At 71.9% G+C, this 25,923-nt stretch carries 23 protein-coding genes; 12 read left to right on the top strand and 11 right to left on the bottom strand.

All coding sequences use genetic code 11. The annotated features are described in order from the left end of the window. Window positions 1-331: 331 nt before the first annotated feature. On the bottom strand, window positions 332-1,504 hold the full coding sequence (gene glgA, locus ABD331_RS24460) for a glycogen synthase (RefSeq protein WP_344478804.1): 1,173 nt from the start codon (window positions 1,502-1,504) through the stop codon (window positions 332-334). Window positions 1,505-1,662: 158 nt separating this feature from the next. On the opposite strand from glgA, the gene glgC reads away from it, so the two are divergent. Next, window positions 1,663-2,898: a glucose-1-phosphate adenylyltransferase gene (gene glgC, locus ABD331_RS24465; protein ID WP_344478806.1), complete on the top strand. Its 1,236-nt coding sequence runs from the start codon at window positions 1,663-1,665 to the stop codon at window positions 2,896-2,898. Window positions 2,899-2,998: 100 nt separating this feature from the next. Here glgC and ABD331_RS24470 read toward each other — a convergent pair whose 3' ends face one another. Then, entirely contained in the window at window positions 2,999-3,505 is a 507-nt protein-coding gene (locus tag ABD331_RS24470) for a hypothetical protein (RefSeq protein WP_344478808.1), read from the bottom strand. Between the two features lie 180 nt (window positions 3,506-3,685). Between ABD331_RS24470 and ABD331_RS24475 the strand changes: the two genes are divergently transcribed. Continuing rightward, entirely contained in the window at window positions 3,686-4,105 is a 420-nt protein-coding gene (locus ABD331_RS24475; RefSeq protein WP_344478811.1) for a nuclear transport factor 2 family protein, read from the top strand. 70 nt (window positions 4,106-4,175) lie between these two features. Next, the gene (locus tag ABD331_RS24480; RefSeq protein WP_344478814.1) at window positions 4,176-5,654 is read left to right on the top strand and encodes an Nramp family divalent metal transporter; all 1,479 of its coding nucleotides are present in this window, start codon (window positions 4,176-4,178) and stop codon (window positions 5,652-5,654) included. Here ABD331_RS24480 and ABD331_RS24485 read toward each other — a convergent pair. Together ABD331_RS24485 and ABD331_RS24490 are read right to left on the bottom strand one after the other, a co-directional pair. Next, window positions 5,651-6,406, bottom strand: a complete 756-nt coding sequence (locus ABD331_RS24485; RefSeq protein ID WP_344478817.1) for a hypothetical protein — start codon at window positions 6,404-6,406, stop codon at window positions 5,651-5,653. The two genes, ABD331_RS24480 and ABD331_RS24485, sit on opposite strands and share 4 nt — an antisense overlap. A 91-nt stretch (window positions 6,407-6,497) precedes the next feature. Continuing rightward, a complete protein-coding gene (locus ABD331_RS24490) occupies window positions 6,498-6,872 on the bottom strand; it encodes a hypothetical protein (protein WP_344478819.1) in 375 nt (124 codons plus the stop codon). A gap of 160 nt (window positions 6,873-7,032) precedes the next feature. Here ABD331_RS24490 and ABD331_RS24495 point away from each other — a divergent pair, with 160 nt between their 5' ends. Beyond that, window positions 7,033-8,832, top strand: coding sequence for a DUF2264 domain-containing protein (locus ABD331_RS24495; protein ID WP_344478821.1), 1,800 nt, complete (start codon window positions 7,033-7,035; stop codon window positions 8,830-8,832). Window positions 8,833-8,970: 138 nt separating this feature from the next. Here the strand turns inward: ABD331_RS24495 and ABD331_RS24500 are convergent, their stop codons facing one another. From ABD331_RS24500 to ABD331_RS24510, 3 genes are all read right to left on the bottom strand, one after another. Further along, window positions 8,971-9,939 carry a sporulation protein gene (locus ABD331_RS24500; protein ID WP_344478824.1) on the bottom strand — a complete coding sequence of 323 codons (969 nt, stop codon included), beginning with the start codon at window positions 9,937-9,939 and terminating at the stop codon, window positions 8,971-8,973. A gap of 50 nt (window positions 9,940-9,989) precedes the next feature. Then, a complete protein-coding gene (locus tag ABD331_RS24505) occupies window positions 9,990-10,784 on the bottom strand; it encodes an ion transporter (protein WP_344478826.1) in 795 nt (264 codons plus the stop codon). 82 nt (window positions 10,785-10,866) lie between these two features. Then, window positions 10,867-11,535 carry a GntR family transcriptional regulator gene (locus ABD331_RS24510; RefSeq protein WP_344478828.1) on the bottom strand — a complete coding sequence of 223 codons (669 nt, stop codon included), beginning with the start codon at window positions 11,533-11,535 and terminating at the stop codon, window positions 10,867-10,869. Window positions 11,536-11,813: 278 nt separating this feature from the next. On the opposite strand from ABD331_RS24510, the gene ABD331_RS24515 reads away from it, so the two are divergent. Genes ABD331_RS24515 through ABD331_RS24525 form a run of 3 tightly spaced genes read left to right on the top strand, consistent with a single transcriptional unit; the run spans window position 11,814 to window position 15,187 of the window. After that, window positions 11,814-13,145, top strand: a complete 1,332-nt coding sequence (locus ABD331_RS24515; protein WP_344478831.1) for an MFS transporter — start codon at window positions 11,814-11,816, stop codon at window positions 13,143-13,145. A gap of 3 nt (window positions 13,146-13,148) precedes the next feature. Further along, window positions 13,149-14,054, top strand: a complete 906-nt coding sequence (locus tag ABD331_RS24520) for a dihydrodipicolinate synthase family protein (RefSeq protein WP_344478833.1) — start codon at window positions 13,149-13,151, stop codon at window positions 14,052-14,054. Further along, on the top strand, window positions 14,051-15,187 hold the full coding sequence (locus ABD331_RS24525) for a mandelate racemase/muconate lactonizing enzyme family protein (RefSeq protein ID WP_344478836.1): 1,137 nt from the start codon (window positions 14,051-14,053) through the stop codon (window positions 15,185-15,187). The genes ABD331_RS24520 and ABD331_RS24525 overlap by 4 nt, the downstream gene beginning before the upstream one ends. A 50-nt stretch (window positions 15,188-15,237) precedes the next feature. On the opposite strand, the gene ABD331_RS24530 is transcribed toward ABD331_RS24525, so the two are convergent. Together ABD331_RS24530 and ABD331_RS24535 are read right to left on the bottom strand one after the other, a co-directional pair. Next, window positions 15,238-16,566: a GH39 family glycosyl hydrolase gene (locus ABD331_RS24530; protein WP_344478838.1), complete on the bottom strand. Its 1,329-nt coding sequence runs from the start codon at window positions 16,564-16,566 to the stop codon at window positions 15,238-15,240. 143 nt (window positions 16,567-16,709) lie between these two features. Continuing rightward, window positions 16,710-18,494 carry a glycoside hydrolase family 15 protein gene (locus ABD331_RS24535; RefSeq protein ID WP_344478840.1) on the bottom strand — a complete coding sequence of 595 codons (1,785 nt, stop codon included), beginning with the start codon at window positions 18,492-18,494 and terminating at the stop codon, window positions 16,710-16,712. Between the two features lie 114 nt (window positions 18,495-18,608). Between ABD331_RS24535 and ABD331_RS24540 the strand changes: the two genes are divergently transcribed. The 3 genes from ABD331_RS24540 to ABD331_RS24550 all read left to right on the top strand — a co-directional run bounded on the left by ABD331_RS24540 (window position 18,609) and on the right by ABD331_RS24550 (window position 21,066). Continuing rightward, window positions 18,609-18,857 (top strand): hypothetical protein, encoded by a 249-nt coding sequence (locus ABD331_RS24540; RefSeq protein ID WP_344478842.1) that lies wholly within the window; start codon window positions 18,609-18,611, stop codon window positions 18,855-18,857. Window positions 18,858-18,892: 35 nt separating this feature from the next. Beyond that, the gene (locus ABD331_RS24545) at window positions 18,893-20,368 is read left to right on the top strand and encodes a S8 family serine peptidase (RefSeq protein WP_344478844.1); all 1,476 of its coding nucleotides are present in this window, start codon (window positions 18,893-18,895) and stop codon (window positions 20,366-20,368) included. Between the two features lie 200 nt (window positions 20,369-20,568). Next, window positions 20,569-21,066 (top strand): beta-class carbonic anhydrase, encoded by a 498-nt coding sequence (locus ABD331_RS24550; RefSeq protein WP_344478846.1) that lies wholly within the window; start codon window positions 20,569-20,571, stop codon window positions 21,064-21,066. Between the two features lie 10 nt (window positions 21,067-21,076). On the opposite strand, the gene ABD331_RS24555 is transcribed toward ABD331_RS24550, so the two are convergent. Then, entirely contained in the window at window positions 21,077-22,264 is a 1,188-nt protein-coding gene (locus ABD331_RS24555; protein WP_344478849.1) for an SGNH/GDSL hydrolase family protein, read from the bottom strand. A gap of 143 nt (window positions 22,265-22,407) precedes the next feature. On the opposite strand from ABD331_RS24555, the gene ABD331_RS24560 reads away from it, so the two are divergent. Beyond that, window positions 22,408-23,034 carry a TetR/AcrR family transcriptional regulator gene (locus ABD331_RS24560; RefSeq protein ID WP_344478852.1) on the top strand — a complete coding sequence of 209 codons (627 nt, stop codon included), beginning with the start codon at window positions 22,408-22,410 and terminating at the stop codon, window positions 23,032-23,034. 57 nt (window positions 23,035-23,091) lie between these two features. Further along, a complete protein-coding gene (locus ABD331_RS24565) occupies window positions 23,092-25,200 on the top strand; it encodes a GAF domain-containing SpoIIE family protein phosphatase (RefSeq protein WP_344478854.1) in 2,109 nt (702 codons plus the stop codon). Here the strand turns inward: ABD331_RS24565 and ABD331_RS24570 are convergent. Beyond that, the gene (locus ABD331_RS24570; protein ID WP_344478856.1) at window positions 25,181-25,873 is read right to left on the bottom strand and encodes a response regulator transcription factor; all 693 of its coding nucleotides are present in this window, start codon (window positions 25,871-25,873) and stop codon (window positions 25,181-25,183) included. The genes ABD331_RS24565 and ABD331_RS24570 overlap by 20 nt on opposite strands. Between the last annotated feature and the right edge of the window lie 50 nt (window positions 25,874-25,923).

Below are 25,923 nucleotides of genomic sequence, written 5' to 3' on the forward strand. Positions count from 1 at the left end.
CGCAGGCCCTCGGCGCAGGCCCTCAGCGCAGCCCCTCAGCGCAGCCCCTCAGCGCAGCCCCTGGGCTCAGGCAAGGCATCAGCCCAGGCGGACGCTCGCCCGGACATGCCACCGGCCCAGGCCGGGCAGCGACTCGGGCCAGGCAGGGGTTGGGGGCCGGCCCGCGCGGTCTGCGGCACCTGAGCGACGAGCCGGACGCCGAGACGCGCTTCCAGGCGGGCGCCCAGGCCAGCCGCCGCGGCCTCGTCTGAGCCTCCGGGAGGCGTCGGCCAGGTCGCGTGGCTCCGGCGGCCATCGGCGCAGGGACCTCAGCGAGCCGAGCCGTCGGGGGTCAGGCGCCCACGGAGGCGTACAGGTCCAGGGTGCGCTCGGCGATGCGCGTCCACGAGAAGTGCTCGATGGCGCGCGCCCGCCCCGCCTCGCCCATGGCCCGCGCCCGCGCCGGATCCCCCAGCAGGGCGTTGACCCGGTCGGCCAGGTCGGCGGCGAAGCGCTCCGGGTCGTGCGGGGTGCCGTCGGCGGCCTGCGAGACGGGCACCAGCAGCCCCGTCGCGCCGTCGGCCACCACCTCGGGGATGCCGCCCGTCGCCGTGGCCACGACCGCGGTCTCGCAGGCCATCGCCTCCAGGTTGACGATGCCCATCGGCTCGTAGACCGACGGGCAGACGAACACGGTGGCGTGCGTCAGTAGCTGGATCACCTCGGGCTTGGGCAGCATCTCCTGGATCCAGAACACGCCGTCGCGGTCGAGCCCGCGCACCAGCTCGGTCACCTCGGCGGCGATCTCCGGCGTGTCGGGCGCGCCCGCGCAGAGCACGAGCTGGGCGGCCGGGTCGAAGGAGCGGGCCGCGTGCAGGAGGTGGACCAGGCCCTTCTGGCGGGTGATGCGGCCGACGAAGACGACGTACGGGCGGCCCGGGTCCACGCCGTGCTTGGTCAGCACGTCGGTGGCCGGGTCGGGAGCGTACTGGGCGGTGTCGATGCCGTTGTGGATGACGGTGACCTTCTCCGGCGGGATCTCCGGGTAGGCGGCCAGGACGTCGGCGCGCATGCCGTCGGAGACGGCCACGACCGCGTCGGCGGCGGCCAGGGCCGTGCGCTCGGCCCAGGACGAGATCGTGTAGCCGCCGCCGAGCTGCTCGGCCTTCCACGGGCGCAGCGGCTCCAGGCTGTGCGTGGTGATCACGTGGGGCGTCCCGTGCAGCAGCTTGGCGACGTGGCCGGCGAAGTTGGCGTACCACGTGTGGGAGTGCACGACGTCGGCGCCCGCGCAGGCGGCGGCCATCTCCAGGTCGACGCCGAGCACCTGCAGCGCGGCGTTGGCGTCGCTCAGCCCGGCCGGCACGCGGTAGGCGGAGACGCCGGGCTCGGCGCGGTCGGCGCCGAAGCAGCGCACGCGTACGTCGGCCAGCTTCCGCAGCTCCCTGGCGAGGTACTCCATGTGCACCCCGGCCCCGCCGTACACCTCGGGCGGATACTCCCGGCTGAGCAGATCAACACGCATGAGACGACCTTAAGGGGGGTCTAGGCAAGAAAAACACATCGACAAGCCCAAGCTCGGCAAGCCCGGTTCGTACATTGGATCCCAAAACCGGACAAGATTGGAGCTTGCCGGGCGGGGTTTCGTCGATAGATCGGCCATTTGAGGGTAGCGTCCTGGACATGAGGTCCCGGAGGGTGCTTGCGGTCGTGCTGGCAGGTGGAGAGGGCAAGAGGCTCATGCCGCTCACGGCGGATCGGGCCAAACCAGCGGTGCCGTTCGGCGGGATGTACCGGCTCATCGATTTCGTGCTGTCCAACCTCGCCAACGGCGGCTTCCTGAAGATCGTCGTGTTGACGCAGTACAAGAACCACAGTCTCGACCGGCATGTGTCACGGACCTGGCGGTTGTCGGCGATGCTGGGCAACTACGTCACGCCGGTGCCCGCGCAGCAGCGGCTCGGGCCGCGCTGGTTCTCCGGCTCCGCCGACGCGTTGTTCCAGAACCTGAACCTGATCTACGACGAGATGCCCGAGCACGTGATCGTGTTCGGCGCCGACCACATCTACCGGATGGATCCGCGGCAGATGGTCGAGCAGCACGAGGATTCGGGCGCCGACGTGACGGTGGCGGCCATCCGGCAGCCGCTGTCGCTGGCCGACCAGTTCGGCGTGATCGAGACCGACCCCGAGGGCCGCAGGATCGTGGCCTTCAGGGAGAAGCCGAAGGACGCGGTGGGGCTGGCCGACTCCCCCGACGAGGTGTACGCCTCGATGGGCAACTACGTGTTCAAGACGCAGTCGATGATCGACGCGCTGCGCGAGGACGCGCTCGACCCGACGAGCAAGCACGACCTGGGCGGCAACATCATCCCGATGCTGGTCAAGTCGGGCGGCGCCGACGTGTACGACTTCGCCAACAACCTGGTGCCCGGCTCCAGCGAGCGCGATCGCGGCTACTGGCGCGACGTGGGGACACTGGACGCGTACTACGAGGCCCACATGGACCTCATCTCGGCGCACCCGATCTTCAACCTGTACAACGACAAGTGGCCGATCTTCACCGGGCACGACCCGCTGCCGCCGGCCAAGTTCGTGCACAACGACGGCGACCGGGTGGGGCGGGCGATCGACTCGCTGGTGTCGCCCGGCGTGATCGTCTCCGGCGGCACGGCGATCAGGTCGATCCTGTCGCCGAAGGTGGTGCTCCACTCGCACTCACTGGTGGAGGACTCCGTGCTGATGGAGAACGTCAAGGTGGGGCGGGGCGCGGTCGTGCGCAAGGCGATCATCGACAAGAACGTGGTGATCCCGGACGGGGCGCGGATCGGCTTCGACCTCGAATACGACCGGACACGGTTCGCGCTGACCAGGGGCGGGGTCGTGGTGATCGGGAAGAACGAGATCGTCGATCGGTGAGGGCGGCGGCCACCCCCGGCCGCGCCCTCGTTCAGGCAATGACAAGGTCCCGGGTCACGTGAGAGTGCCCCGGGACCACGCCGGACTGGCCGGCCTCTGCTCAGAAGCGGTAAGGCGAGGCGGGCCAGCCGGAGCCGCGCGAGCCCCACGTGCCGCGAAGGCCCCAGCCGCGACTGACCGGCGAGGCCCAGTTGGTGGTGTAGCCGTGGCCCTGGTTGCCCCAGGTGCCGTTGTCCCCGTTGCCCCAGTTGTTAACGCCCCAGTTGTTGGCGCCCCAGTTGTTGCCGTTGCCCCAGTTGTTGCCGTTGCCCCAGTTGTTGCCGTTGCCCCAGTTGTTGCCGTTGTCCCAGCCGTGGTCGTTGCCGTGGTCGTTGCCCCAGCTGGAACCGTTGTCCCACTTGTCGTGGGCCGTGCCGTGGTCGCTCTCGCACGCGTCGGCCTCGCGCTGCCCCGCGAAGACGCCCCAGGCGTCGATGCCGACCGAGCGCGAGGCGTCGGACAGGCTCAGGTTGCAGTACGACGGCACGGCGCCGGCCGGACCGGCCAGCGCGACGAGTGCAGCGGCCGTGGCGAGTGCGCCACCTGCCGCTATGAGCGTACGTTTCATGATCTCCCCCTGTAGTCACGATGGTGACATCGGTTCCTCACTGTACGTAGCTGACCCCGGAACGCCGTGTAACGCCACGCCCGGAACTGTCTCGTCGGTTTGTGGCCTCCTGTGCCATAGCCACCGGTTATGGCGACAGGTCTTGGACGGGATGCGCGACGCCGCCGCAAGATCGGGGGCATGCGAACTCTTCTCGGTGCGACGCTCCTTGTCCTCCTGGTTGTGAGCTGCGGCAGCCCGGCCGCGACCCCGCCCTCGGCTTCGGGCAGCGCGGGGCCGGTCGCGGTGGAGGGGGCGGCGCAGGCGTACGTGGACGCGGTCAACGCCGGCGACCTGGACGCCCTGGTCGCCTCCTTCGCCCCGGACGCCGAGATCGTCGACGTCAGCCGGAGCATCAAGGGACATGACGCCATCAGGCGGTGGGCGGACGCCGAGGTGATCGGCGGGACGTTGCGGGTGCTGTCGATCGCCGGCCGGCGGGCGGACGGGCAGAAGCTGCTCGTCCACTGGGCTCCCGGCGGATCCGGCGGCTGGCGGGCGCACTACGACTTCACCGTCGGGAACGGGCGCATCGTCAAGGCCGATCTCCAGTACGCCTGACACAACCCGCTTTTGGGTCTTGCTGCCTCCGCCCTTCGGGATCACCCTGGGGGCCACAGGAGGCACTGACATGTCGCACCCACTCGGAGTCAGCCGTCCCGATCTCGAAGTCACCGACCTGCCCACCCCCGAAGAAGTCTTCAAGGTTCAGAGAATCGGCTTCAAGGAACTGTTCAAGTACGCCGTCGGTCCGAGCCTGATCGCCCTGGGCATCTCGATCGGCAGCGGCGAGTGGCTGCTGGGCCCCCTCAACGTGGGGCAGTACGGATTCGTCGGCGTCGGCTGGGTCATCCTGGTCTCGGCGCTGCTGCAGACGTTCTACAACGTCGAGTGCTCCCGCTACGTCCTGGCCACCGGCGAGACGCCCGTGGTCGGCTGGGGGCGGGTGCCGCCCGGCTGGATGTTGTGGGTGCCGCTGTCCGTCCTCATCGTCATCTTCGCGTTCATCGCGGGCGGCTGGGCCGCCTCGGCAGGGCAGGGCGTGTACGCGCTGGTGCACGGCGTCCCGCCGGCCGCCGACGACGCCGAGCCGCGCTTCTGGGCCATCGGCCTGCTCGTGGTGGTGTTCCTCATCACCGCCGCCGCCCGCCGCATCAGCCGCGCGCTGGAGCTGGCCAACTGGGTGATGGTCAGCACGATCCTGATCGCCCTGCTGGCCGTGGACCTGCTCGTCGTCCCGTTCAGCATGTGGTGGGAGGGCATCCGTGGCTTCATCACCCCGGCCGCCCCGCCCGCCGGGATCACCGCCACCCAGCTCGGCGGCCTGGCCGGGTTCACCGCCCTGGCCTCCGGCCTGAACTGGTACGTGATGGGCCACTACCGCGACAAGGGCTACGGCATGGGCCACCGCGTCGGCTTCATCTCCGGGCTGCGCGGCGAGCGGCGCGCGATCCTGGCCAGCGGCGTCACCTTCCCCGACGACGAGCGCAACCGCGGCCTGTGGCGGCGCTGGTACCGGCTGCTCATGGTGGACATGTGGGGCGTCTTCTTCGTCGGCGCCATCCTCGGCATGCTGCTGCCCACCCTCCTCATGTCGCAGGCGGTCGCGATCTCGGGCGAGAAGCCCACCCGGGCGAACGTGCCCACGTTCGTCGCCAGCGTCCTCGGCGACCAGTACGGGCAGGTGGCCTTCTACGTGGCGCTCGTGGTCGGGGTGCTGATCCTGTTCTCCACGCAGCTCGGCATCTTCGAGGCCATGGTCCGGGTGACGACCGACGCCGCCAACGCCACCAGCCCGCGCCTGCGCCGGCTCATCGAGGGCGACCCGCGCCGCTTCTACTACCCGTTCATGCTCCTGCTGCTCGTCATCATCTCGATCGTCATCTTCCAGTCGCTGCCCGTGGGGCTGGTCGAATGGTCGGCGAACATGTCGAACCTGGGGGCGCTGATCTACCCGTTCCTGCTCATGTACCTGAACAGCAAGCTGCCGCGCCCGGCCCGCCCGCGGCCCTGGCACTACGTCATCCTGGTGCTCAACTTCCTGTTCTTCGGGTTCTTCTTCGTCAACTTCATCGCCGACTTCCTGGGGGACCCGCTGGTCACCTTCTAACCGGCGGCCCACAGCGTGATCGCCACGTTCACCCTGCCTGCGTTGGGGTCGGCGAAGATGACGTACGCGAGGTCGGAGGCGTGGGTCAGGATGCACAGGCGCTGGTGCGGCCTGGCCCGCCTCTCCCCGACGGTGACGCCCTCGACGGGCGGGCTGCGGCGGCACTGCTCGCGGGACGTGACAGCCAAGGTTCGGTTCTGGTCGACGTGGATGCCGTCGCGGGCCAGGACCAGGTCCGCGTCGCCCGCCTCGGCGGGGGCGGGGCCGTCCGGGGTGAGTTTCCACAGGTCCATCGCGTTCTTGGCCGTCGGGACGGGGAGGGAGGCGACGTCGTCGTAGAGCGGGGTTCCCGCGGGCGTCGCCGTGAGGGTGGCCGCCGGTGGGGTGGTCGCGGAACCGCCCGCGATGGGGTCCTGGGTGGTGAGCGGGCGGAACGCGAGCACGCCCGCGGTGACCAGCGTTCCCGTCATCGCCACGGGGAGCAGGACCCGGCCGAGCGACGACGTCCACCGTGCCCGCGCGGGCTCGGCGGCGGGCGGTCGGCGCCGCTCGGGCGCGGACGGCTCTGCGGCGGCGGGCCGATCGGGCGCGGCGGGCTCTGCGGCGAGAAGCGGCTCCGGCGCGGGTGGTGGCGGCAGGCCGAGGAGGGCGATCCAGTAGCGCTGCCACAGGCTGAGGTCGCAGCGCACCCGCAGGTCACCCAGCTCGTACGGGCGGCTGTCGATGAGCGCATCCCAGTACCGTCGCGCCAAGGTGCGCTCCCCGCGCTGGGCGGCGCTCACGGCGTCACCGGCCGCGCCAGGACGGCGCTCACGACGCGACCTCTCCGCGCCCGGACGGCGCTCACGGCGCCGCCTCTCGCGCCTGCTCCGCCGGAGCGTCGGGAACCTGACGCAACGAGCGCAACGAGCGCAACGTCCCGACCTGGCGCAGCAGCGCGGGCGCCGAGGCCCCGACCGCGATGGCCGCCATGGTGCCGGTGATCTGGTCCTTGAACAGCAGGCACGCCGCCGCCCCCAGCGCCAGCCGGGTAGCGGCCACGAGCGAGTCCGCGACCGGATCGAGGTACTCGTCCAGCCGCGGCAGCTTGCCGCCCTTCCGTTGCGACCTGGCCTTCCTGCGAGCCTGCTGCCAAGCCGTCAGCGAGCTCCACACGTACAGGATCTCGATGACCGCTCCCCCGACGGCCCCCAGACCCGCGGCCGTCAGCGCATCCATGACTCCGCCCCCCCGTTCCGGGCTATGGGGCCAGCATGCTCGGGCAGGTCGCGGGCGGGCGAGCACCCGATGGTCAGGTAGTGCTCACCCGCGAGGTGGACGAATGTGTCCGCCCCGGCGCCGCTTGTGGGAGGCGGCCCCGGCGTGGTTCCTTGGCTGGGTGATCTCCCCCTACACGGGCTGGACCAGGGAGCACTGGGCCGGGCTGGCCGACCGCCTGCTGCTGGCGGCCCGCCGCCACGCCTCCCCCTCCCACGCCCGCATCAGCTTCCCCGGCGAGCCCGGCGGCTACGGCCCCGACGTGGACGCCCTGGAGGGCTTCGCGCGGACGTTCCTCGCGGCCGGGTTCCGGGTCGCGGGCGAGGGCGGGCGCGACCCGCTGAACCTGATGGAGTGGTACGCGCGGGGCATCGCGGCCGGCACCGACCCGCACCACCCCGACCGCTGGGTCCGGCTGGACGAGCACGGCCAGGCCAAGGTGGAGGCCGCCTCACTCGCGCTGGTCCTGCACCTGACGAGGCCGTGGCTGTGGGACCGGCTGACATCGACGGTGCGCGAGCAGGTGGTGGACTACCTGGCGCCGGCCGTCGGGTCCGGCTACCCGCCGATCAACTGGGTGTGGTTCCAGATCGTCGTGGAGCAGTTCCTGGCCTCGGTCGGCGGCCCGTACGAGCAGGAGGACATCGACGCCGGCCTGGCGCTGTCGGAGAGCTTCGAACGTGCGGACGGCTGGTACGCCGACGGCTCGGAACGCGCCTACGACCACTACGCCGGCTGGGCGCTGCACTTCTACCCGCCGCTGTGGCGCGAGATGGCGGGCCTGCCGCCCGACCCCCGCCACCTGGCGCGCCTCGAACGGTTCCTGGACCACGCTGTGCACCTGGTCGGCGCCGACGGCTCGCCGCTGATCCAGGGCCGCAGCCTCGCCTACCGCTTCGCCGCCGCCACGCCGTTCTGGGTGGGCGCCAGGGCCGGGGTCGGCTCGCCTGGGCTGCTGCGCAGGGCCGCGTCCGGCATCGTGCGGCACTTCGCCGGGCACGGCGCGCCCGGCGAGGACGGGATACTCACGCTGGGCTGGCACGGCCCCCACCGGGCGATCGCGCAGGACTACTCCGGCCCCGGCTCGCCGTACTGGGCCGCCAAGGGCCTGTACGGGCTGGCGTTGCCGGCCGGCCATCCGGTGTGGACGGCCGTGGAGGAGCCGCTGCCGGTGGAGCGGGGCGACTTCACGCGGGTCGTGCGGGCTCCCGGATGGCTGGTGAGCGGCACGCGGGCGGACGGTGTGGTGCGCGTCGTCAACCACGGCACCGACCATTCGTATCCGGGCTCCGACCTGGCCGACGCGCCGCTGTACGCGCGGCTGGGGTACTCGACGGCCACCTTCCCGCTGCTCGCGGGTGATCCGCTGGACCAGTCGGTGGTGGTGCTGGACGAGGAGGGGCGGGCCAGTCACCGGACCGGGTTCACGGCCGGGGCCTTGGACGTGCTGCCGTCGGGCACCGTGGTGGGGTCGTCGCGCTGGCGGGCGCACTGGGGGGAGCAGGGTCCTGGGCCCGATCACGGTTACTCCAGGGCGGGCGCGGAGATGCGGCACGGGCCTGAGGTGGAGGTCGTGTCGCTCGTGCGGGGGGCCTGGGAGGTTCGGCTGACCCGGGTGGACGGGCGGGCGCGGGGGCTGCGGGTGGGCGGCTGGCCCGCGCCGGAGCACGGCCCCGCCACGCGGGTGATCGGTGGGGCGGGGCTGAGCGCGTCCGGCGTGGAGGTGGCGGGGACGCCGCTGGGTGAGCGCACGCTGGTGCCGTGGTGTGCGACGCCTGGGGAGGTGAGACCCGGCCGCTGGTACGCCGCCGCGCTCCTGCTGGGCGACGGCGGGGAGCCGCCCGCGATCGGCGACCGGAAGATCACCTGGCCGGACGGGACCATCGACGACTTCACGACGATCCCGGTCCTGTCGAAGTGACGCCCGGCTTCCCGGCCACGGACGGTCCCGTGGCCGGAAAACCGGGCCCGTGGCCGGAAAACCCGATCTGCGGCCGGAAAGCCAGATCGGCTGAGCGGACAGCCAGGTCAGCGGCTGGGAAGCCGGGTCAGCGGCGCGTCACCAGTCGCCGCCCTCGTCATCCCCCTCGAAGAACTCCTCCACGACCTCCTCGACGACCTCACCGGCCACGAGCCCGCCGACCACACCGGCAGCACCCGCGGCGACCACCATGCCCATACCGGGCCCGCCGTGGTGCCCGCCGTGATGCTCGTCGTGATGGCCGTCGTGGTGGCCGCCGCCGAAGGGCGCGTGCCCGCCGTACTGGGACAGGCTGTCGAGCCACCGCCCCAGCTCCCCCGCCCAGTCCGTACGCAAAGCGTCCTCATGGCTGACGTGGAAGCGGCCGATGGCGTCGCTGGAGGAGTAGCGGCCGGTGCGCTTGTCGGCCTCCAGCACCACCTGCAGCCCCGCCGGGTCGGCGACGAAGGTGACCTCGATCTCGCCCACCCGGCCCGCGTAGTGCCCGGTGGGGTAGAACTCGATCTCCTGGTAGAACGGCAGCTCCTGCCGCACCCCGTACAGGTGGCCGGCCTCCAGGTCGGCGGACTTGAAGGCGAAGCCGAGCTGGAGGAACGACTCCAGGATGCGGAGCTGGGAGGGCAGCGGCTCGACGGCCACCATGTCGAGGTCGCCCTTGTCGACGGCCTTGGCGATGGCCAGCTCGGTGCGCACGCCGACGGCCATGCCCCGCAGCGGCTGGCCGGCGATCTCGCTGATCGGGGCCTCCCACGGGACGGAGATCTGGAAGCCGACGGTGCGGTCCTCGCCCTTGCGCAGGGTGAAGGGGCCGGAGACGCGGACGCTGCCGAACTCGCTGAGCCCGGCGCTCTCGCCGTCCCCGTGCTCGATCTCGACCCGCGCGACCAGGCCGAGGGTGATGTGCTCGATCTCGGCGTCGAAGTCGCCGCCCTTGAGCCGCACCTCGCCCTCCAGCGTGCCGCCCGGCCGGGTACGCGGTGTGGACAGCACGGTGTCCACCGTCGGCGCGCCCACTCCGAACGCACCCAGCATCCTCTTGAAGACCACGGCTCTTGTTCTCCCTGTCGGCCGAAGATCGGAAACGTGTGACGCCCGCGTCAACGATCGGCCGCGGGGCGGAGTTCCTCCTGGCGCTCACGCATCAGAAGCTGATCCAGCTTGGCGTTCACGGCGGCCAGCTCCTCCTTGACGGCGGCCAGCTCCGGCGGGGTCTCGCCCTCCTCGTTCATGGCGTTGACGACGACCGCGATGAACAGGTTCAGCGCCACAAAGGTGGACATGAGGATGTAGACGATGAAGAAGATCCACGCCCACGGCTTCTGCTCCATGACCTCCTGGGCGACGTTGCCCCAGTCGTCGCCGGTCATGATCTGGAACAGCGTGAACAGCGAGCGGGGCAGCTCGTCGAAGCGTTCCGGCACGATGTCGCCGAAGAGCTTGGTGGCGATGACGGCCGCGATGTAGATCATCAGCACCAGCAGGCCGATGATGGAGGCCATGCCGGGCACCGCGGCGAGCAGCGCGCCGACCACGCGGCGCATGCTGGGCACGGCCGAGACCAGCCGCAGCGCCCGCAGGATGCGCAGGGCGCGCAGCACGGACGTGGGTCCTGACGACGGCACGAGCGCGACCACGACGATGATCGCGTCGAACCAGTTCCACGGGTCCTTGAAGAACGCCCTGCGGTAGGCGTAGAGGCGGGCGGCCAGCTCCACCGTGAAGACGGCCAGCGCGACCCGGTCGATGGCGTGCAGCAGGCCGCCGGCCCGCGCCATCAGGTAGACGCTGGTCTCGCAGCCGATGGTGATCGCGTTGACGACGATGACCAGGATGACCGCCCGCTGCGCGTGACGGCTCTCCAGGATGGCCCGAACGCGTTCCTGCCCTGACAACGTGCTCCCTCCCAATGATCGTTGATCATCGTAGGGACGCGCGCGGGCCCGGCTCCTGGCAAAGGTCAGGCTGAGACGTGGATCACAGGCCGCCGCTCCGCCTGACCCGTTCGACGAACCCGCACACGTGCGCCCGCAGCAGCTCCGCCGCCTCGGCGGCGGAGCCTGCCTGGGCGGCCCGCAGGATCTCGCGGTGCTCTTCGGCCTCGGCCTCCCAGGTGGGGACGCGTTCCCAGGCCGCCGCGGAGATGAGCGCGGTCTGGTCGCGCAGCGAGTCGAGGGTGCTGACGAGCAGCGGGTTGCCGCAGCCGGCGTACAGGGCGCGGTGGAAGTCGCGGTTGGCCAGGCTGCGGTCGGCGCGGTCGGCGGCGGTGTCGGCGCGGCGCAGCGCCTCTGCGGCCGGGGCCAGGTCGGCGCCGCGCTCGACCGTGCGGGTGACCGCCTCGGGCTCCAGCAGCAGGCGCAGGTCGTAGACCCATTCCATCAGCGCGTCGTCCACGGTGCGGACGGTGGCGCCCTTGTACTCGCTCATCGTCACCAGCCCCGCGCCCGCGAGCGTCTTGAGCGCCTCGCGCACGGGGGTCTTGGAGACGCCGAGCTGCTGGGCCAGCTCGGTCTCGACGAGCTGGCGGCCGGGCGGGAGCGCGCCGGTCAGGATCGCGTGCTTGATCGCCTCCAGGACGACCGTGCCGCGCGAGGACAGCGACCTGGGCTGCCCGGAGAAGACCGGAGACGCCATGACCTCACTCATGAGATGAAAGATATCGTACATCGCATCTCGTATATGACCGCTCTTTGAGTTACAGTCGCGTGAATTAGGACTTGAAGAAACCTCACCGACAGGAGACCCGAAACCCGGCCGTCCGGTGTGGCCCGCGGACACGGACCACACCGGCAAAGACGGCTCCGTTCACTTGGACACCCGGACCGGACGGATCCCCGCCCGGACGCCGTTGGCGCGGCGACCGGCGGGCTCACGAGCCGGCGGTCCGGCGTGACCACTGCACTGACCTGCAGCCTGGAGCTCGAATGCAGTCTAACTCCGCAACACCCGCCCCGGCCGTGCCCGCGACAGCGCGACGCGCACGGTCCCGACTCCGCTGGACGATCATCACGCTGTCGGGCCTCGGCCTGACCATCGCCTACCTCGACCGCTCCGCCCTCAGCGTCGCCAGCACCTACATGCAGGACGAACTGGGCTTCGACCAGACCACGAAGGGGATCCTGCTCAGCTCGTTCTTCTGGACGTACGCGATCTTCCAGCTCCCCTCCGGGTGGCTGCTCGACCGTTTCGGCCCCCGCCTCATCTATCCGATCGCCGTCGTGTGGTGGTCGCTGTGGACGGCCGCGACGGCCCTGGCCCACGGCGTCGGCACGCTGCTGGTGACCCGGCTCGGCCTCGGCATCGGCGAGGCGCCGGTGCAGCCCGCCAACATCAAGGTGGTCTCCGCCTGGTTCCCGCGCAGGGAACGGGCGCTGGCCTCCAGCCTGTTCGACACCGGGCAGCAGGTCGGCGTGGCCCTGTCCGTGCCGGTCGTCACCGCGCTGATCGCGGCCTTCGGGTGGCGCGCGGCGTTCGTGGTGATCGGCGTGGTCGGCATGGTGTGGGTGATCGGCTGGTGGAAGATCTACCGCTCGCCGCAGGACCACCCCCGCATCTCCCAGGCCGAGCTCGACTACATCGAGGGCGGCGACGCCGCCGTGCCCGAGACCGGGCCGCGCATGCGCTGGGTGGAGCTGCTGCGCTACCCCACCGTCTGGGGCCTGGTGCTCGGCTACATCTGCCGTTCGGCGACCGGCGCGTTCTTCCTCACCTGGTACCCGAGCTACCTGGTCGAGGACCGCGGCTTCACGATCCTGGAGCTGGGCGTGTTCGGCTCGATCCCGTCCCTGCTCGCCGTGGGCGCCACGATCGCGGGCGGCGCGTTCTCCGACTGGCTGGTACGCCGCGGCGTGCCCATCTCCCGCGCCCGCAAGCTGCCCATCATCACCGGCATGCTGCTGGCCTCCACGATCGCGCTGACCACGTTCGTCGACGGGAACGTGGCCGTGATGGTGCTGCTGTCGATCAGCAACTGCGCCCACTCCTTCGCCGGCGCCGCCATCCTCAGCCTGCCCGCCGAGGTGGCCCCCGCCCCGTCGGTGGTCGGGTCGGTCGCGGGCTTCCAGAACTTCGGCTCGCAGATCGGCAACATCATCAGCCCGATCCTCATCGGGTTCTTCCTGACGATGAGCGGCGACTCCTACACGGGCCCCATGTTGTTCGCCGGGGCGATGGCCATCCTGGGGACGCTGATCTACGGCTTCGTGGTGAAGGTCCGGCCGCTGAACGAGAACGTGCCCGCAGAGAGCAGAGGTTGATCGATGCGTGACCTGACCGAACTGCTGAACGACGTCGCGGCCGTCACCGTGACGCCCTTCGACGCCGATGGCGCCGTCGATCTCGACGCGAACGCCAAGCTGGTGCGCAGGCTGATCGACGCGGGCGTGCGAGTGATCACGCCCAACGGCAACACCGGCGAGTTCTACGCGCTGACCCCGGACGAGCGCCGCCAGGTGCTGGAGTCGACCGTGTCGGCGGCCGGCGACGACGCGGCCGTGCTGGCCGGGGTGGGGCTGGACGCGTTCTCGGCGGCCGAGTCCGCCAGGCAGGCACGCGACCTCGGCGCCCGCATGGTGATGGTGCACCAGCCGGTGCACCCGTACATCGCGGCCGAGGGGTGGGTGGACTACCACCGGCAGATCGCCGAGGCCGTGCCCGGCCTGGGGGTCGTGCCGTACCTGCGCAGCCCGCGGATCACCGGCGAGGAGGTGGCGCGGCTGGGCGAGGCCTGCCCGAACGTGGTCGGCGTCAAGTACGCGGTGCCCGACCCGGTGAGGTTCGCGTCGGTGGCGCGGGATGCCGGGCTTGAGCGGTTCGCCTGGCTGTGCGGGCTGGCGGAGCCGTACACGCCGGCGTACTGGGCGGTCGGCGCCCGGGGCTTCACCTCCGGGCTGGTCACCGCGGCGCCCGCGCTGACGCTGCGCATGCGCGACGCGCTGCGGGCCGGCGACCAGGCCGGGGCGATGCGGGTGTGGGAGCTGATAAGGAGGTTCGAGGAGCTGCGCGGCGCCGACTCCTCGGCGGACAACGTGGCGGTGGTCAAGGAGGCCCTGGCGCAGCTCGGGCTGTGCCGCCGTGACGTGCGCCCGCCGAGCCGGGCGCTGCCGGCCGCCGTACGGGAGGAGGTGGCCGCGATCCTGGCCACCTGGCAGGAGGACGCCAAGTGAAGATCACCGCACTGCGGACGTACATGCAGCGGGTGGACGTCCGCCCCCGCCTGCTGGTGAAGGTGGAGACCGACGAGGGGGTGTCCGGCTGGGGCGAGGCCTACAACCACGGCCCCGACCACGCGCTGATCCCGGTCCTGGAGTACATGTTCCAGCAGATCGAGGGCGTGGACCCGCGCCGGGTGGAGTACGTCGTGCGGCGGCTGCTGCAGGAGGCGCGCTTCCCGCCCGGCGCGATCGGGCTGGCCGCCATCGCGGCCATCGACCAGGCGTTGTGGGACATCTCAGGCAAGGCGGCTGGGCTGCCGGTCTACATGCTGCTCGGCGGCAACGTCCGCGACCGCGTGCCCGTCTACTGCGGCGTCTACACCGCGCCCGACCCGGCCGTCTGCCGCGACCTCACCCACGAGCTGCACGAACGGTACGGCTTCACCGCCTTCAAGCTCAGCCCCTACCGCCGCGACCTGTACGCGGGCCGCTGGGGCAACGTGGTCAAGGAGGCTGCCGACTACTTCGCCGAGATCCGCTCGATCCATCCGGTGGAGTGGGAGTTCGCCTTCGAGGCGCACGCCCGCATCTTCGAGCCGCGCCAGGCCATCCAGCTCGGCAACGCGCTGGCCCCGTACGACCCGCTGTGGTTCGAGGAGCCGATCAGGCCCGAGTACATCCCCGCCTGGGGGCACCTGCGCGGGCGCCTCGACGTGCCGCTGGCCACGGGCGAGTCGCTGTTCCTGCCGCAGGACTTCCTGGCCCTGCTGACGGCGGGCGGCGCCGACATCGTCCAGCCGGACGTGTGCGTGGTCGGCGGGCTGGCGCAGATGCGCAGGATCGCCACGATCGCGGAGGCCCACTACGCGAGCGTGGCCCCGCACAACCCGATGGGCCCGCTGGCGACGGCGGTGAACGTGCACTTCGCCGCCGCGCACCACGGGCTCAAGCTGGTCGAGTACAAGCCGTGCGAGACCACCTGGTGCCCCGACCCTTACCTGCCGGTGGACGGGTACCTGGAGCTGCGGCCCGACCGTCCCGGCTGGGGGGTGGAGATCGACGAGTCGGTGCTGGGCAGCGACGACTACGTGCGCTGGGAACGCGTGCTGCCGATCAGGCCGGACGGCTCGACCGGGTACGTGTGATCCTCACCGCGCGAAGCGCTCGCTGAACGCATCCGGCCCGGCCGGGGCGGTCAGCGGGCGCTCCACTTGATCTCGTAGCCCTTGAGCGTGTACTCCTTGCCGTCCACCGTCGTGGTCACGTCCCCGTCGCCGGTGTTGACCAGCAGCAGTTGCTCGGGCTGCGCCAGCACCTTGACCGACGGCTCGGACGAGGTCACCTCGTCCACCTGCACCCCGGCGGGGAACCACTTGACGAAGTTCGTCAGGAGCTGCCCGGTCTTGGTCTCGGCGCCGTCCTCGGGCCCCCACAGGCAGCCCCGGCACGCGCCGTCCTTGGCCTGCGGGTTCCAGTAGAGCGCGGTGGCGGCCCCGCTGGACACGAACGTGATCATGGAGGCGGCCTGGACGGCCAGGCGCTTGGGCTCCGCCCAGTTGGTGCTGCCGTCCTCGGGCTCGTAGTACCACTCCGACCACCAGATCGGCATGTCGCCGGTCTTCTCCCGCAGCCACTTGGTGACGTCGGCGAACTTGTCGACCGCGTTGAACTCGTCCGGCAGCATCTCGTGCGCGTCGGTGACGGAGGCGCCGTCCACGACGATGAAGTCGGCGCCCTTCTTGTTCTCGTACCAGTAGTCGAAGGCGTCGAGCACGTTCTGGTTGACGACCCCCCAGTCGCCGCGCAGTTCGGTGTCGCCGCCCGCGTTGCTGTCGAAGCCGAGGTACGGGCCGCCGATCTGGGCGTCGGGCCGCGCCTTCTTCACCGCGTCGTAGACCTTGTTGTACATCTCGGTGTAGCCCTTGTAGTCGGCGGGCTTGGCGTGGTCCTTCCAGAAGCCCTTGAACTCGTTCCACACCATGAAGTACTTGACGTCCTTGTAGCGGGTGGCCACCGCCGCCGCCAGCTTGGCGAAGTCGTCGAAGTGCTCGGGGTAGGGGGCGTCCTCCAGGTGCTCGCCCCAGGCCGAGTCCTCGGTGGGGCCCTCGGGGCCGCCCTTCATCCAGTCGGGCGCGCAGCAGAGCGTGATGACGGGCGTGGCCTTGGACTGCCGCATGAGGTTCATCCGGCTGTCGAGGTCCTCCCAGTAGTACTGCCCGGGGTAGGGCTCGGGGTTGAGCGCGCCGAAGCCCATGATGTGCTGGTTCTGCAGCATCGGCGTCTCGCCGAGCCGGCCTGCCACGACCTGCTCGAACTCCTGGGTGATGTTGTTGGCGCTGACGCCCGTGTGGGTGAAGCCCCAGCGGGGCCAGCCCTCCTCCACCTTCGGCGGCGCCGCCGCCGGACTCGCCTCCTGCGTCCGCGGCGCGGCGCTGCTCTCCCGCGGCGCCGGCGGCCCCTGCTCGGTGCCGCCCATCGTGCCGCATCCGGCCACGATCACGGCCATGGCGGTGACCCCCGTCACCAGGCCGAGTCTGCGCCAGAACGATCCCCCGCTAGTCGTTGCCACCCGGTTCTCACCCGATCCCTACTCTGTGCATGCCGCTCGTAGCGTTCCATGCATGGGCTAAGGCGGGCATATCGGGGGACGACTTTCACAGGTAATCGTTACCGTTCGGTGTTCGGGACCGTTTTGGCTGCCTCCAGGGCGGCGGCGGTGTTGACGACGGCCAGGTGGCTGTAGGCCTGCGGGAAGTTGCCGACCTGGCGGCCGACGGCGGTGTCGTACTCCTCCGCCAGCAGCCCGACGTCGTTGCGCAGGCCCAGCAGCCGCTCGAACAGCTCGCGCGCCTCCTCCTCCCTGCCGAGCAGTGCCAGCGCGTCGGCCAACCAGAACGAGCAGGCCAGGAACGTGCCCTCGCCGCCGGTCAGCTCGTCGAGGTTGTCGAGGTCGTGGCGGTGCCGCAGCACCAGGCCGTCCCTGCCCAGCTCGCGCCGCACGGCCTCGACGGTGCCGGCCACGCGCGGGTCGGACGGCGGCAGGAAGCCCAGCCTGGGGATGAGCAGCAGCGCCGCGTCCACCCCGCGCGAGCCGTAGAACTGGGTGAAGGTGTTGTGGTCAGCGTCGTAGCCGCGCTCGCACACCTCGCGGTGGATCTCCTCGCGCAGCGCCTTCCACCGGTCGGCGGGGCCGCCGTGATCGCCCGACTCGACCGTGCGCACCATCCGGTCGGCGGCCACCCAGGCGAGGATCTTGGAGTGGGTGAAGTCGCGGCGGGGGCCGCGGATCTCCCACAGGCTGTGGTCGGGGTCGCGCCAGTGCCCCTCCAGGTAGTCCATCAGCGAGCGCTGCAGGTCCCAGGCCGCGTCGTCGTGCTGCAGGCCGGCCTTCCTGCCCTGGTAGAGACAGTCGAGCACCTCGCCGTAGACGTCGAGCTGCACCTGCGCGTACGCGGCGTTGCCGATGCGCACCGGGCGGGAGCCCTCGTAGCCGCACAGCCAGTCGGCCCGCCATTCGGGGATGCGGCGGGTGCCGTCGAGCGTGTACATGATCTGCAGGTCGGCGGGGTCGCCCGCGACGGCGCGCAGCAGCCAGTCGCGCCAGGCCCTGGCCTCCTCCTCGAAGCCGGCCTTCAGCATGGCGCGCAGCGTGAAGGAGGCGTCGCGCAGCCAGCTGTAGCGGTAGTCCCAGTTGCGGCCGCCGCCGATCTGCTCGGGCAGCGACGTGGTGGGCGCGGCGACCAGGCCGCCGGTGGGCGCGTAGGTGAGCGCCTTGAGGGTGAGCAGGCTGCGCCGCACGGCCTCGCGGTACCTGCCGCCCTGGTACGCGCAGTCGCGCAGCCAGCCGGTCCAGGTGCGCTCGGTGTCGTCCAGCGCGGTGAACGCGTCCACCCTGGCGGGGCGCGGCAGCCAGGACTGCTGCCAGGTCAGCACGAACGGCAGCCGGTCGCCCTGCGCGACGGTGAACCGGGCCGTGCCGGTGCCGTCGTGCTCGTCGAGCGGCACGGGCGCGTCGAGCCAGGCCGAGTCGGGGCCGGCGACCGCCGCCAGCTCGCCGCCGTCCTGGCGGGTCCAGGGGACGATGCTGCCGTAGTCGAAGCGCAACGCCAGCTCAGTGCGCATGTCGACCCGGCCGCGCACACCCTCGACGATGCGGACGACGTCGGGCGCCTCGACGCGCGGCGGCATGAAGTCGAGCACCCGCACGCACCCGCCGTCCGCCTCCCAGGTGGTCTCCAGGACGAGCGTGTCGTCCCGGTAGCGGCGCGTGGCCGTGGCGCGGCCGTCGGCCGGGGCGAGCAGCCAGCGCCCGGCGCGCGGCTCGTCGAGCAGCGCGGCGAAGCAGGCCGCCGAGTCGAAGCGGGGCAGGCACAGCCAGTCGATGGAGCCGTTCCTGCCCACGAGGGCGGCGGTCTGCATGTCGCCGATCAGCGCGTAGTCCTCGATCCGCATCGATCCACCCCCTTGACTCCGATTAGTGCCCCAGGGCCGCCCGATGGAACGCAGGGGATATCCCTGGGTCGCTCCCGGTGTCGCGGGCGCGGAGAAGGGGTGAACCCTGGAGTCATGGCCGCTGAGGGTGACCTTCTTTCGGCCGAGGTGGAAGCGGTGCCCGGCCGGCAACGCCAGGTGGCCACCGCCCTGACGCGCCTCGGCTTCAAGGTGCTCCACATCGGGACGACGATCAGCGTGAACGCGCCCAGGGAGGTCTGGGAGCGGGCGTTCGGCCTGCCCCAGGTGGAGGTTCCGGGGGAGCTGGGTGACCTCGTGGTCGGCGTGCACTTCGCGGAGCCGCCGGATCTCCACGCCCCTTGACGTCCACCTCCGGTCTCGACTCGCAAAGGAGCGACATGACCACGATGACCGAGCGCCGGGAGGACACCGTCTACTTCGAGGCGGCCTTGCGGCCGGACACCGGGGCCTCGATGTTCGCCGAATCCTCCGCCTCGCAGAGCGCCGACCTGGACGAGCTCAAGCCGGCGCCGGGCCTCGCCGAGCGCACCGCGAACGCGCTGCAGGCCAAGGGCTTCACCGTCCGCCACATCGGGACCTTCTCCATCAGCGGGGAGGGCCCGCGATCGCTGTGGGAGAGCACGTTCCACACGCACGTCGAGGTCCGCCAGGCCGAGCTGGAGGGCCGCCCGCCCGACGTGACCGCCACCGCGGGCGCCCAGGTGCCGTACCTGGCGCACGTCAGCAGCGAGCCGTTCACGATGCCGCAGGACCTGGAGCCGTTCATCGAGCGCGCCTACCCGCAGCCGCCGCCGCGCTTCTTCGCCTCCCCCATCCCGCCGCGCGTCAGCTACCACCACCTGCGGGTGCCCGACGACGTCGCGCTCCTGCTGCGCTCGCACCCCGTGCACGACCGCGGCGTCACCGGCAGGGGCGTGCTCGTCGCGATGCCGGACACCGGCTTCTACCGGCACCCCTTCTACGACCACCACGGCTACAACTACAACGCCACCCTCGCCCCCGACGCGACCCGCGTGCAGCACGACGAGCACGGGCACGGCACCGCCGAGGCGGCCAACATCTTCGCCAGCGCCCGCGACGTCGACTTCGTCGGGGTGAAGATGGGCGCCAACGCCACGCTCGCGTTCAAGGCGGCCTCCGACCTGTCGCCCGCCGTCATGACCAACAGCTGGGGCTACCACCTGCCCGGCCTGGACACGCTGCCGAACTTCCTGCGCCCGCTGGAGCTGGCGGTCGTCGAGGCGGTACGCGAGCGCGGCATCACCGTCTGCTTCTCCGCGGGCAACGGGCACGTCGCCTTCCCCGGCATGATGCCCGACGTGATCTCCGCCGGCGGGGTCTTCGTGGACGAGACGCAGGTCAACGGCGAATTCAAGCTGGAGGCCTCCGACTACGCCAGCAGCTTCGACAGCCTCATCTACGCCGGCCGGCACGTGCCCGACGTGTGCGGCCTGGTCGGCAAGGCGCCCCGGGCGCTGTACATCATGCTGCCCGTCGAGCCGGGCGACGAGATCGACTCCAGCCTGGCGGGGCCCGGCTACCCGGCCAAGGACGGCACGGCGGCCGACGACGGGTGGAGCGTCATCAGCGGCACCAGCGCGGCGTCCCCGCAGGTCGCCGGGGTGTGCGCGCTGCTCATCCAGGCCCAGCCCGGGCTGTCGCCCGACCAGGTCAAGTCCATACTGAAGGCGTCGGCGCGGGACGTGTCGGAGGGCAAGAGCGCGATGGGGCAGGTGGCCGGCGACGGCTACGACGGGCCGACGGGGGCGGGGCTGGTGAACGCCGAGGCGGCGTTCCGGCTGGCCCGCTCGGCCCGGCCCCGCGGCCGTCACGCCTTCCCGCCGGGCCGCTGACCCGCCCATGAGGCGGCGGGGCCGCACACGTCCCCGCCACCTCGCCCAAACGCCCGCGAGGCCGTCCCGCCGCCTCGCTGAACGCTTTCGGCGCCGCGGCCCGCACGGGTCGCGGCGTCCTAGGTAGATCTTTACCTGGTACTCCCGCACGCGCCCGCCGCGGCGCGGGACGATCTCCCTCGGAGAAACGGGGGGATCCGATGAGTGTCATCGACGAGCTGGTCACCAACGCCGAGCGTTACGCCGAGTGCTACCCCAACGGCTGGCTCCCGCCCGAGCCCCGGCTCCGGCTGGCGATCGTGACCTGCATGGACGCGCGCCTCGACGTGTGGCGGGTGCTCGGCCTGGAGGAGGGCGACGCGCACGTCATCCGCAACGCCGGCGGCGTCGTCACCGCCGACACCAGGCGCAGCCTGGCGATCAGCCAGCGCCTGCTGGACACCACCGAGATCATGCTCATCCACCACACCGACTGCGGCTCCACGAAGATCACCGAGGATGCGTTCCGCGAGTGCGTCTACCGCGACACGGGCATCAGACCCGACTGGGCGGCCGAGGCGTTCCCCAAGAACGCGGATCTCGACGTGGTGCAGTCGATCGCGCGGATCAGGGCCGACGAGCTGATCCCGCACCGGGAGCGGGTGCGGGGTTTCGTGTGGGAGGTCAAGACGGGACGGCTGCGCCCCGTCAGCCGCTGACCCCCGCGGTTCAGCCGAACAGGGTGAGCGGGACGGCCTCGGCCAGCGCGCGGTAACCGGCCGGGCTCAGGTGCAGGTGGTCGCCCTCGTCGTAGGCCGCCGCCAGCCGCCGGGGCGCGGCCGGGTCACGGACCGCGACGTCGAAGTCGATCACCGCGTCGTACGCCCCCGCCTCGCGGATCCACGCGTTGACCGCCTGCCGCGCCTCCTCCCGGCACCCCTCGGGATCGTCGTAGGGGTCGCTCCCGCCGAACGGCGTCAGCGTGGCCCCGTACACGAGCAGGTCACGGGCACGGGCGCGGACGGCGATCTGCTCGTACGCGGCGATCAGCTCCTCCACCACCTGCCGCTGGGCCTCACGGGTGGCCGGGGCGGTGCCGAGGTCGTTGACGCCCTCGAAGACGACGAGCCAGCGGGCGGCGCTCTGGGCCAGCACGTCCCGGTCCAGCCGGGCCAGGGCGCTCGGGCCGAGCCCGTCGTTGAGCACCCGGTTGCCGCCCGCGCCCTGGTTGGCGACGGCGACGCCGGGCGGCAGCCGGTCGAAGAGCCGGTCGGGCCAGCGGTCGTTGCCGTTGGTGGTGGAGCCCCGGCCGTCGGTCAGCGAGTCGCCCAGCAGGACGACCGTCGCCGCGTCCGCCCCGGCCTCCACCTCGACGCCGCTGAGCAGGTACCAGTGGTCGACCGGGGTGGCGGCGGGCAGGTCGGCGGCGTGCACGTGGTCGCCGGTGGCCAGGTGGGAGGTGGTCCTGGAGCCGGGGTGCGAGGTGAGGGCGGAGGAGGCCAGGCCCTCGGCGAGGTGCACGGTCACGGCCAGCACCGTGCCGGGGGCCACGGCCAGCTCCAGCGGGTCGGAGACGACGTGCGCCCCGGCGGGAACGGTGGCGCGGGCGCGGCCGGAGAACGTCACGGGCCTGGAGGTCTCCGGCCGGATGCCGCTCACGCCCGCCGCCCCGCCGCTCGGCAGGGCCACGGCCACGCTGGTGATCGGGAGCGGCGCGCCGCCGAACGCGTTGGACAGGCGCAGCCGCAGCCGCTCGCCGCCGAGCGACACGCGCAGCGTCTGCCGCAGCGTGGTGTCCGCCAGGCTCAGCCCCTCCTTGGCGTACGGCGGGGGCGGCATGTTGTCCGGCTCGGTGAGCTGCGGCATCGCCGTCCACGTGGTGACCCAGCGGCCGGTCGGAAGGCTGGATGCGGGCATGAGAGCGGCTCCCCTGAAGAGTGCGAAACTTTCGGCACGATAGCGAACGTTTCGTCCGCCCCTATCGACCGGGTCGCGGTTTTTACCGGCACTTGTCGATCAAGTCATAGGTGTCGCGGCCCATCACGCCTAGGGTCGCCACCATGGACTCTGCAGACGGCGACGGGCGGGAGCTGATACTGCGGACCGCCACCAGGCTGTTCGCCGCGCTCGGCTACGACAGCTCCTCCGTCGCGCAGGTCGCCGAGGCGGCCGGGGTGAGCCAGGAGGAGCTGAGCACCTACTTCGCCAGCAAGCGCGAGCTCTACCTGGCGGTCATGGAGCAGGCCCGCAACCTGCTGGCGGAGGTCGTCACCCCGCACGTGGACGCGCTGATGACGGCCCCGGCGGAAGGGCACGCGCCGGTGCTGCACGGCTTCATCGACGGCTACATCGACCTGTGCGTGGCCCATCCGGAGATGCCCGCGCTGTGGATGCACCGCTGGCTGTCCGACGCCAGCGACATCGTCGACCTGGAGGCCGAGAACGCCCAGCCGCTGACGCAGTACATCGTGGAGGGCGTCAGCACGCTGACGGAACCGGCCGGCGCGGATCCGCTGCACACCACGTACACGATGATCTGGTGCATTCACGGCTTCGTGCTCAGCGGGGTGCTGGACGGCAGCGCGCACCGGCGCGGCGCCGACGACCAGCGCCAGTTGCGGCGTTTCCGCGCCCACATGCACCAGCTTCTCGGCCGCGCGCTGGGGCTGCCCCTACCGGGGGCCTGATCGCGATATTGGCGGAACGTAACCAAATCCCTACGCTTCTGCGTGTAATGTGCCCATATGGGGGGTTTCGACGAGCTGCTGATCGAAACCGTCTCCGCCACGGGCGCGCACATCGGCGCCGCCTACCTCCTGGACGACAGCGGCCAGGTCCTGCAGATGGTCGCCGAGGTGGGCCTGCCCGCGCCGATCGCCCGCGCGTGGGCCAGGATCAGGACCAAGGACCCTGTGCCGATCGCCGTGGCGGTCCGCGAGCGGCGGCTCATCTGGATCAGCGGGCGCGAGCACCTGGCCCGCGAGTTCCCCGCGGCGGCGCTCGCGCTGCCGTACCCGTTCGCCGCCGCCCTGTCACCGATCTGCTCCGACGGCGAGGTGCGCGGCGGGTTCATGCTGCTGTGGCCCGCCGGGCGCACGCCCGACCTCGACGGCCGCCGGCGCGGCCTCATCGACAGGACGTGCGCCGCGATCGGCGAGCTGCTGCGCGAAGCGGCCCTGCGGGGGCGGCCGGTCAGGGCCGGTGACCAGCCGCGGCTGCTCGGCCCGCGGCCCGTGCGCCCGAGCGACCCGCAGGCCGACTTCGTCGCCCTGGAGTGCCTCAACCGGCTGCCCGAGGGCTACTGCGTGCTCGACATCGAGGGCCGCGCCACGCTGGTCAGCGCCCCGGCCGCCGACCTGCTGGGGGTGGCGCCGTCCGCGCTGCTCGGCAAGCGCCTGTGGGAGGTGCTGCCGTGGCTGGCCGACCCGGCGTACGAGGACCGCTACCGCGCCGCCGTCATCGGCCGGCAGATCACCCAGTTCGTCGGCCGCAACCCGGCCGGGCGGCGGCTGTCGTTCTGGCTCTATCCAGGGCTGACCGGCATCACCCTGCGCATCACGCCCGGCGCCGTGTCGCGCGGCCCCGCGCCCGACCCCGTCACCGGCGGCGACCGGACGCTGCGCGTCATCGCGGTGCACGAGATCCTGCACCTGGCCACCGCGCTCGCCAGGGCGGTCACCGCGCAGGAGGTGCTCGACCTGGTCGCCGACCACGTCATGCCCGTCTACGACGTGCAGGCGCTGGCCATACTCACCGCCAAGGGCGGGCGGCTGCGGGTGGCCGCCTCACGCGGCTACAGCCGTCAGGCCGTGGACGAGTTCGACGGCCGCCCCGTCATCCCGGCCGCGCCCGCCGGCCAGCCGTTCGACGCGGCCCAGCCGGCGTTCTTCTCCACCTGGGACCAGTTGCGCGCCACCTACCCGGACGCGATCCGCTCCGACGGCATGTCCGCCTGGGCGTTCCTGCCGCTGGTCACCTCGGGGCAGCCCATCGGCACCTGCATCCTGGCCTACGACCGGCCGCACCGCTTCAGCACCGACGAGCGGGCCACGCTCACCGCGCTCACCGGCCTGATCGCCCAGGCCTTCGAACGCGCCCGCCTCTACGACGTCAAGCACCAGCTCGCCCAGTGCCTGCAGTCGAGCCTGCTGCCGCACCGGCTCCCGCGCATCCCCGGCCTGGACGTGGCCGCCAGATACGTGCCCGCCACCCCCGGCATGGACATCGGCGGCGACTTCTACGACCTGATCCGCCTCGGCGACACCAGGGCCGCGGCCGTCATCGGCGACGTCCAGGGCCACGACGTGACCGCCGCCGCGCTCATGGGCCAGGTCCGCACCGCCATCCGCGCGCACGCCGCGACCGGCGGCAGCGCCGGCGACGTGCTCGCGCACACCAACCGGCTGCTCGCCGAGCTGGCGCCCGACCGCTTCACGAGCTGCCTGTACGTCAGCTTCGACCTGCGCAGTCACACCGCCTGCCTGGCCAGCGCCGGTCACCTGCCGCCCGTGCTGGGCAGGCCCGGCGCCCCGGCCCAGGTCGTGGACACCTCGCCCGGCCTGCTGCTCGGCATCGACCCCGACGCCGAGTACGCCACCACCGACCTGCCCATGGAGCCCGGCGCGGTGCTCGCCCTCTACACCGACGGCCTCATCGAGGAGCCGGGCCTCGACCTCGGCGACGCCATCGCCGCCCTGGCCGCCCGCTTCGCCCCCGCACCCGGTCAGCCCCTGCACGACCTGGCGGAGACGCTCATCGAACCGGCCACGATCGAACGGCGCACCGACGACATCGCCGTCCTGCTCCTGCGCGACGTGCGAAGCACGAATGGCGCTACGGCTCCCGCAGCATGAACCCCGACCCGCGCACGGTGTGCAGCAGGCGCGGGCCGCCGTCCGCCTCCAGCTTGCGGCGCAGGTAGCCGACGAGCGTGTCGAGCGGGCCGGCGTCCACCGCGAAGTCGTACCCCCAGACGCGTTCCAGGAGCAGGGCGCGGGACATGGGGATGCCGGCGTTGCGCGCCAGCACCTCCAGCAGGTCGAACGCGCGCCGCGTCACCTCCACCTCCCGCCCATGGAGGGTGACCCGGCGGGCGGCCGGGTCGAGGGCCAGCGGGCCCGCCCTGACCGTCGCGCGCGAGGCGGCGCCGGTGTAGGGGGCGACGTGGCGCAGGAGGGCGCGCAGGCGCAGCGCCAGCTCGTACAGGTCGAACGGTTTGAGCACGCAGTCGTCCGCGCCGGCCGCGAGCCCGGCCGCCCGGTGGTCCACCTCGTCCCTGCCGGATAACAGCAGGACGGGGACGCGCGTGCCCGAGGCGCGCAGGCGGGCGCACACCTCGACGCCCGGCATGCCCGGCATGGAGACGTCCAGGACGATGGCGTCCGGCGGGGCCTTGTCCACCCGGTCCAGCGCGAGCGGCCCGGTGTCGACGGTGTCCACGGCGAAGCCCTCCAGGCGCAGGCCGCGCCAGAGGGCTCGCAGGATCGCCCAGTCGTCGTCCACGGCGAGGATGCGGTACACGGTCATGTGCGGGCTCCGGTCGGCGAGGGTCGCGGCGCGGCGGATGGCCAGAGGGG

The organism is Nonomuraea monospora (assembly GCF_039531895.1).
GTDB lineage: Bacteria > Actinomycetota > Actinomycetes > Streptosporangiales > Streptosporangiaceae > Nonomuraea > Nonomuraea monospora.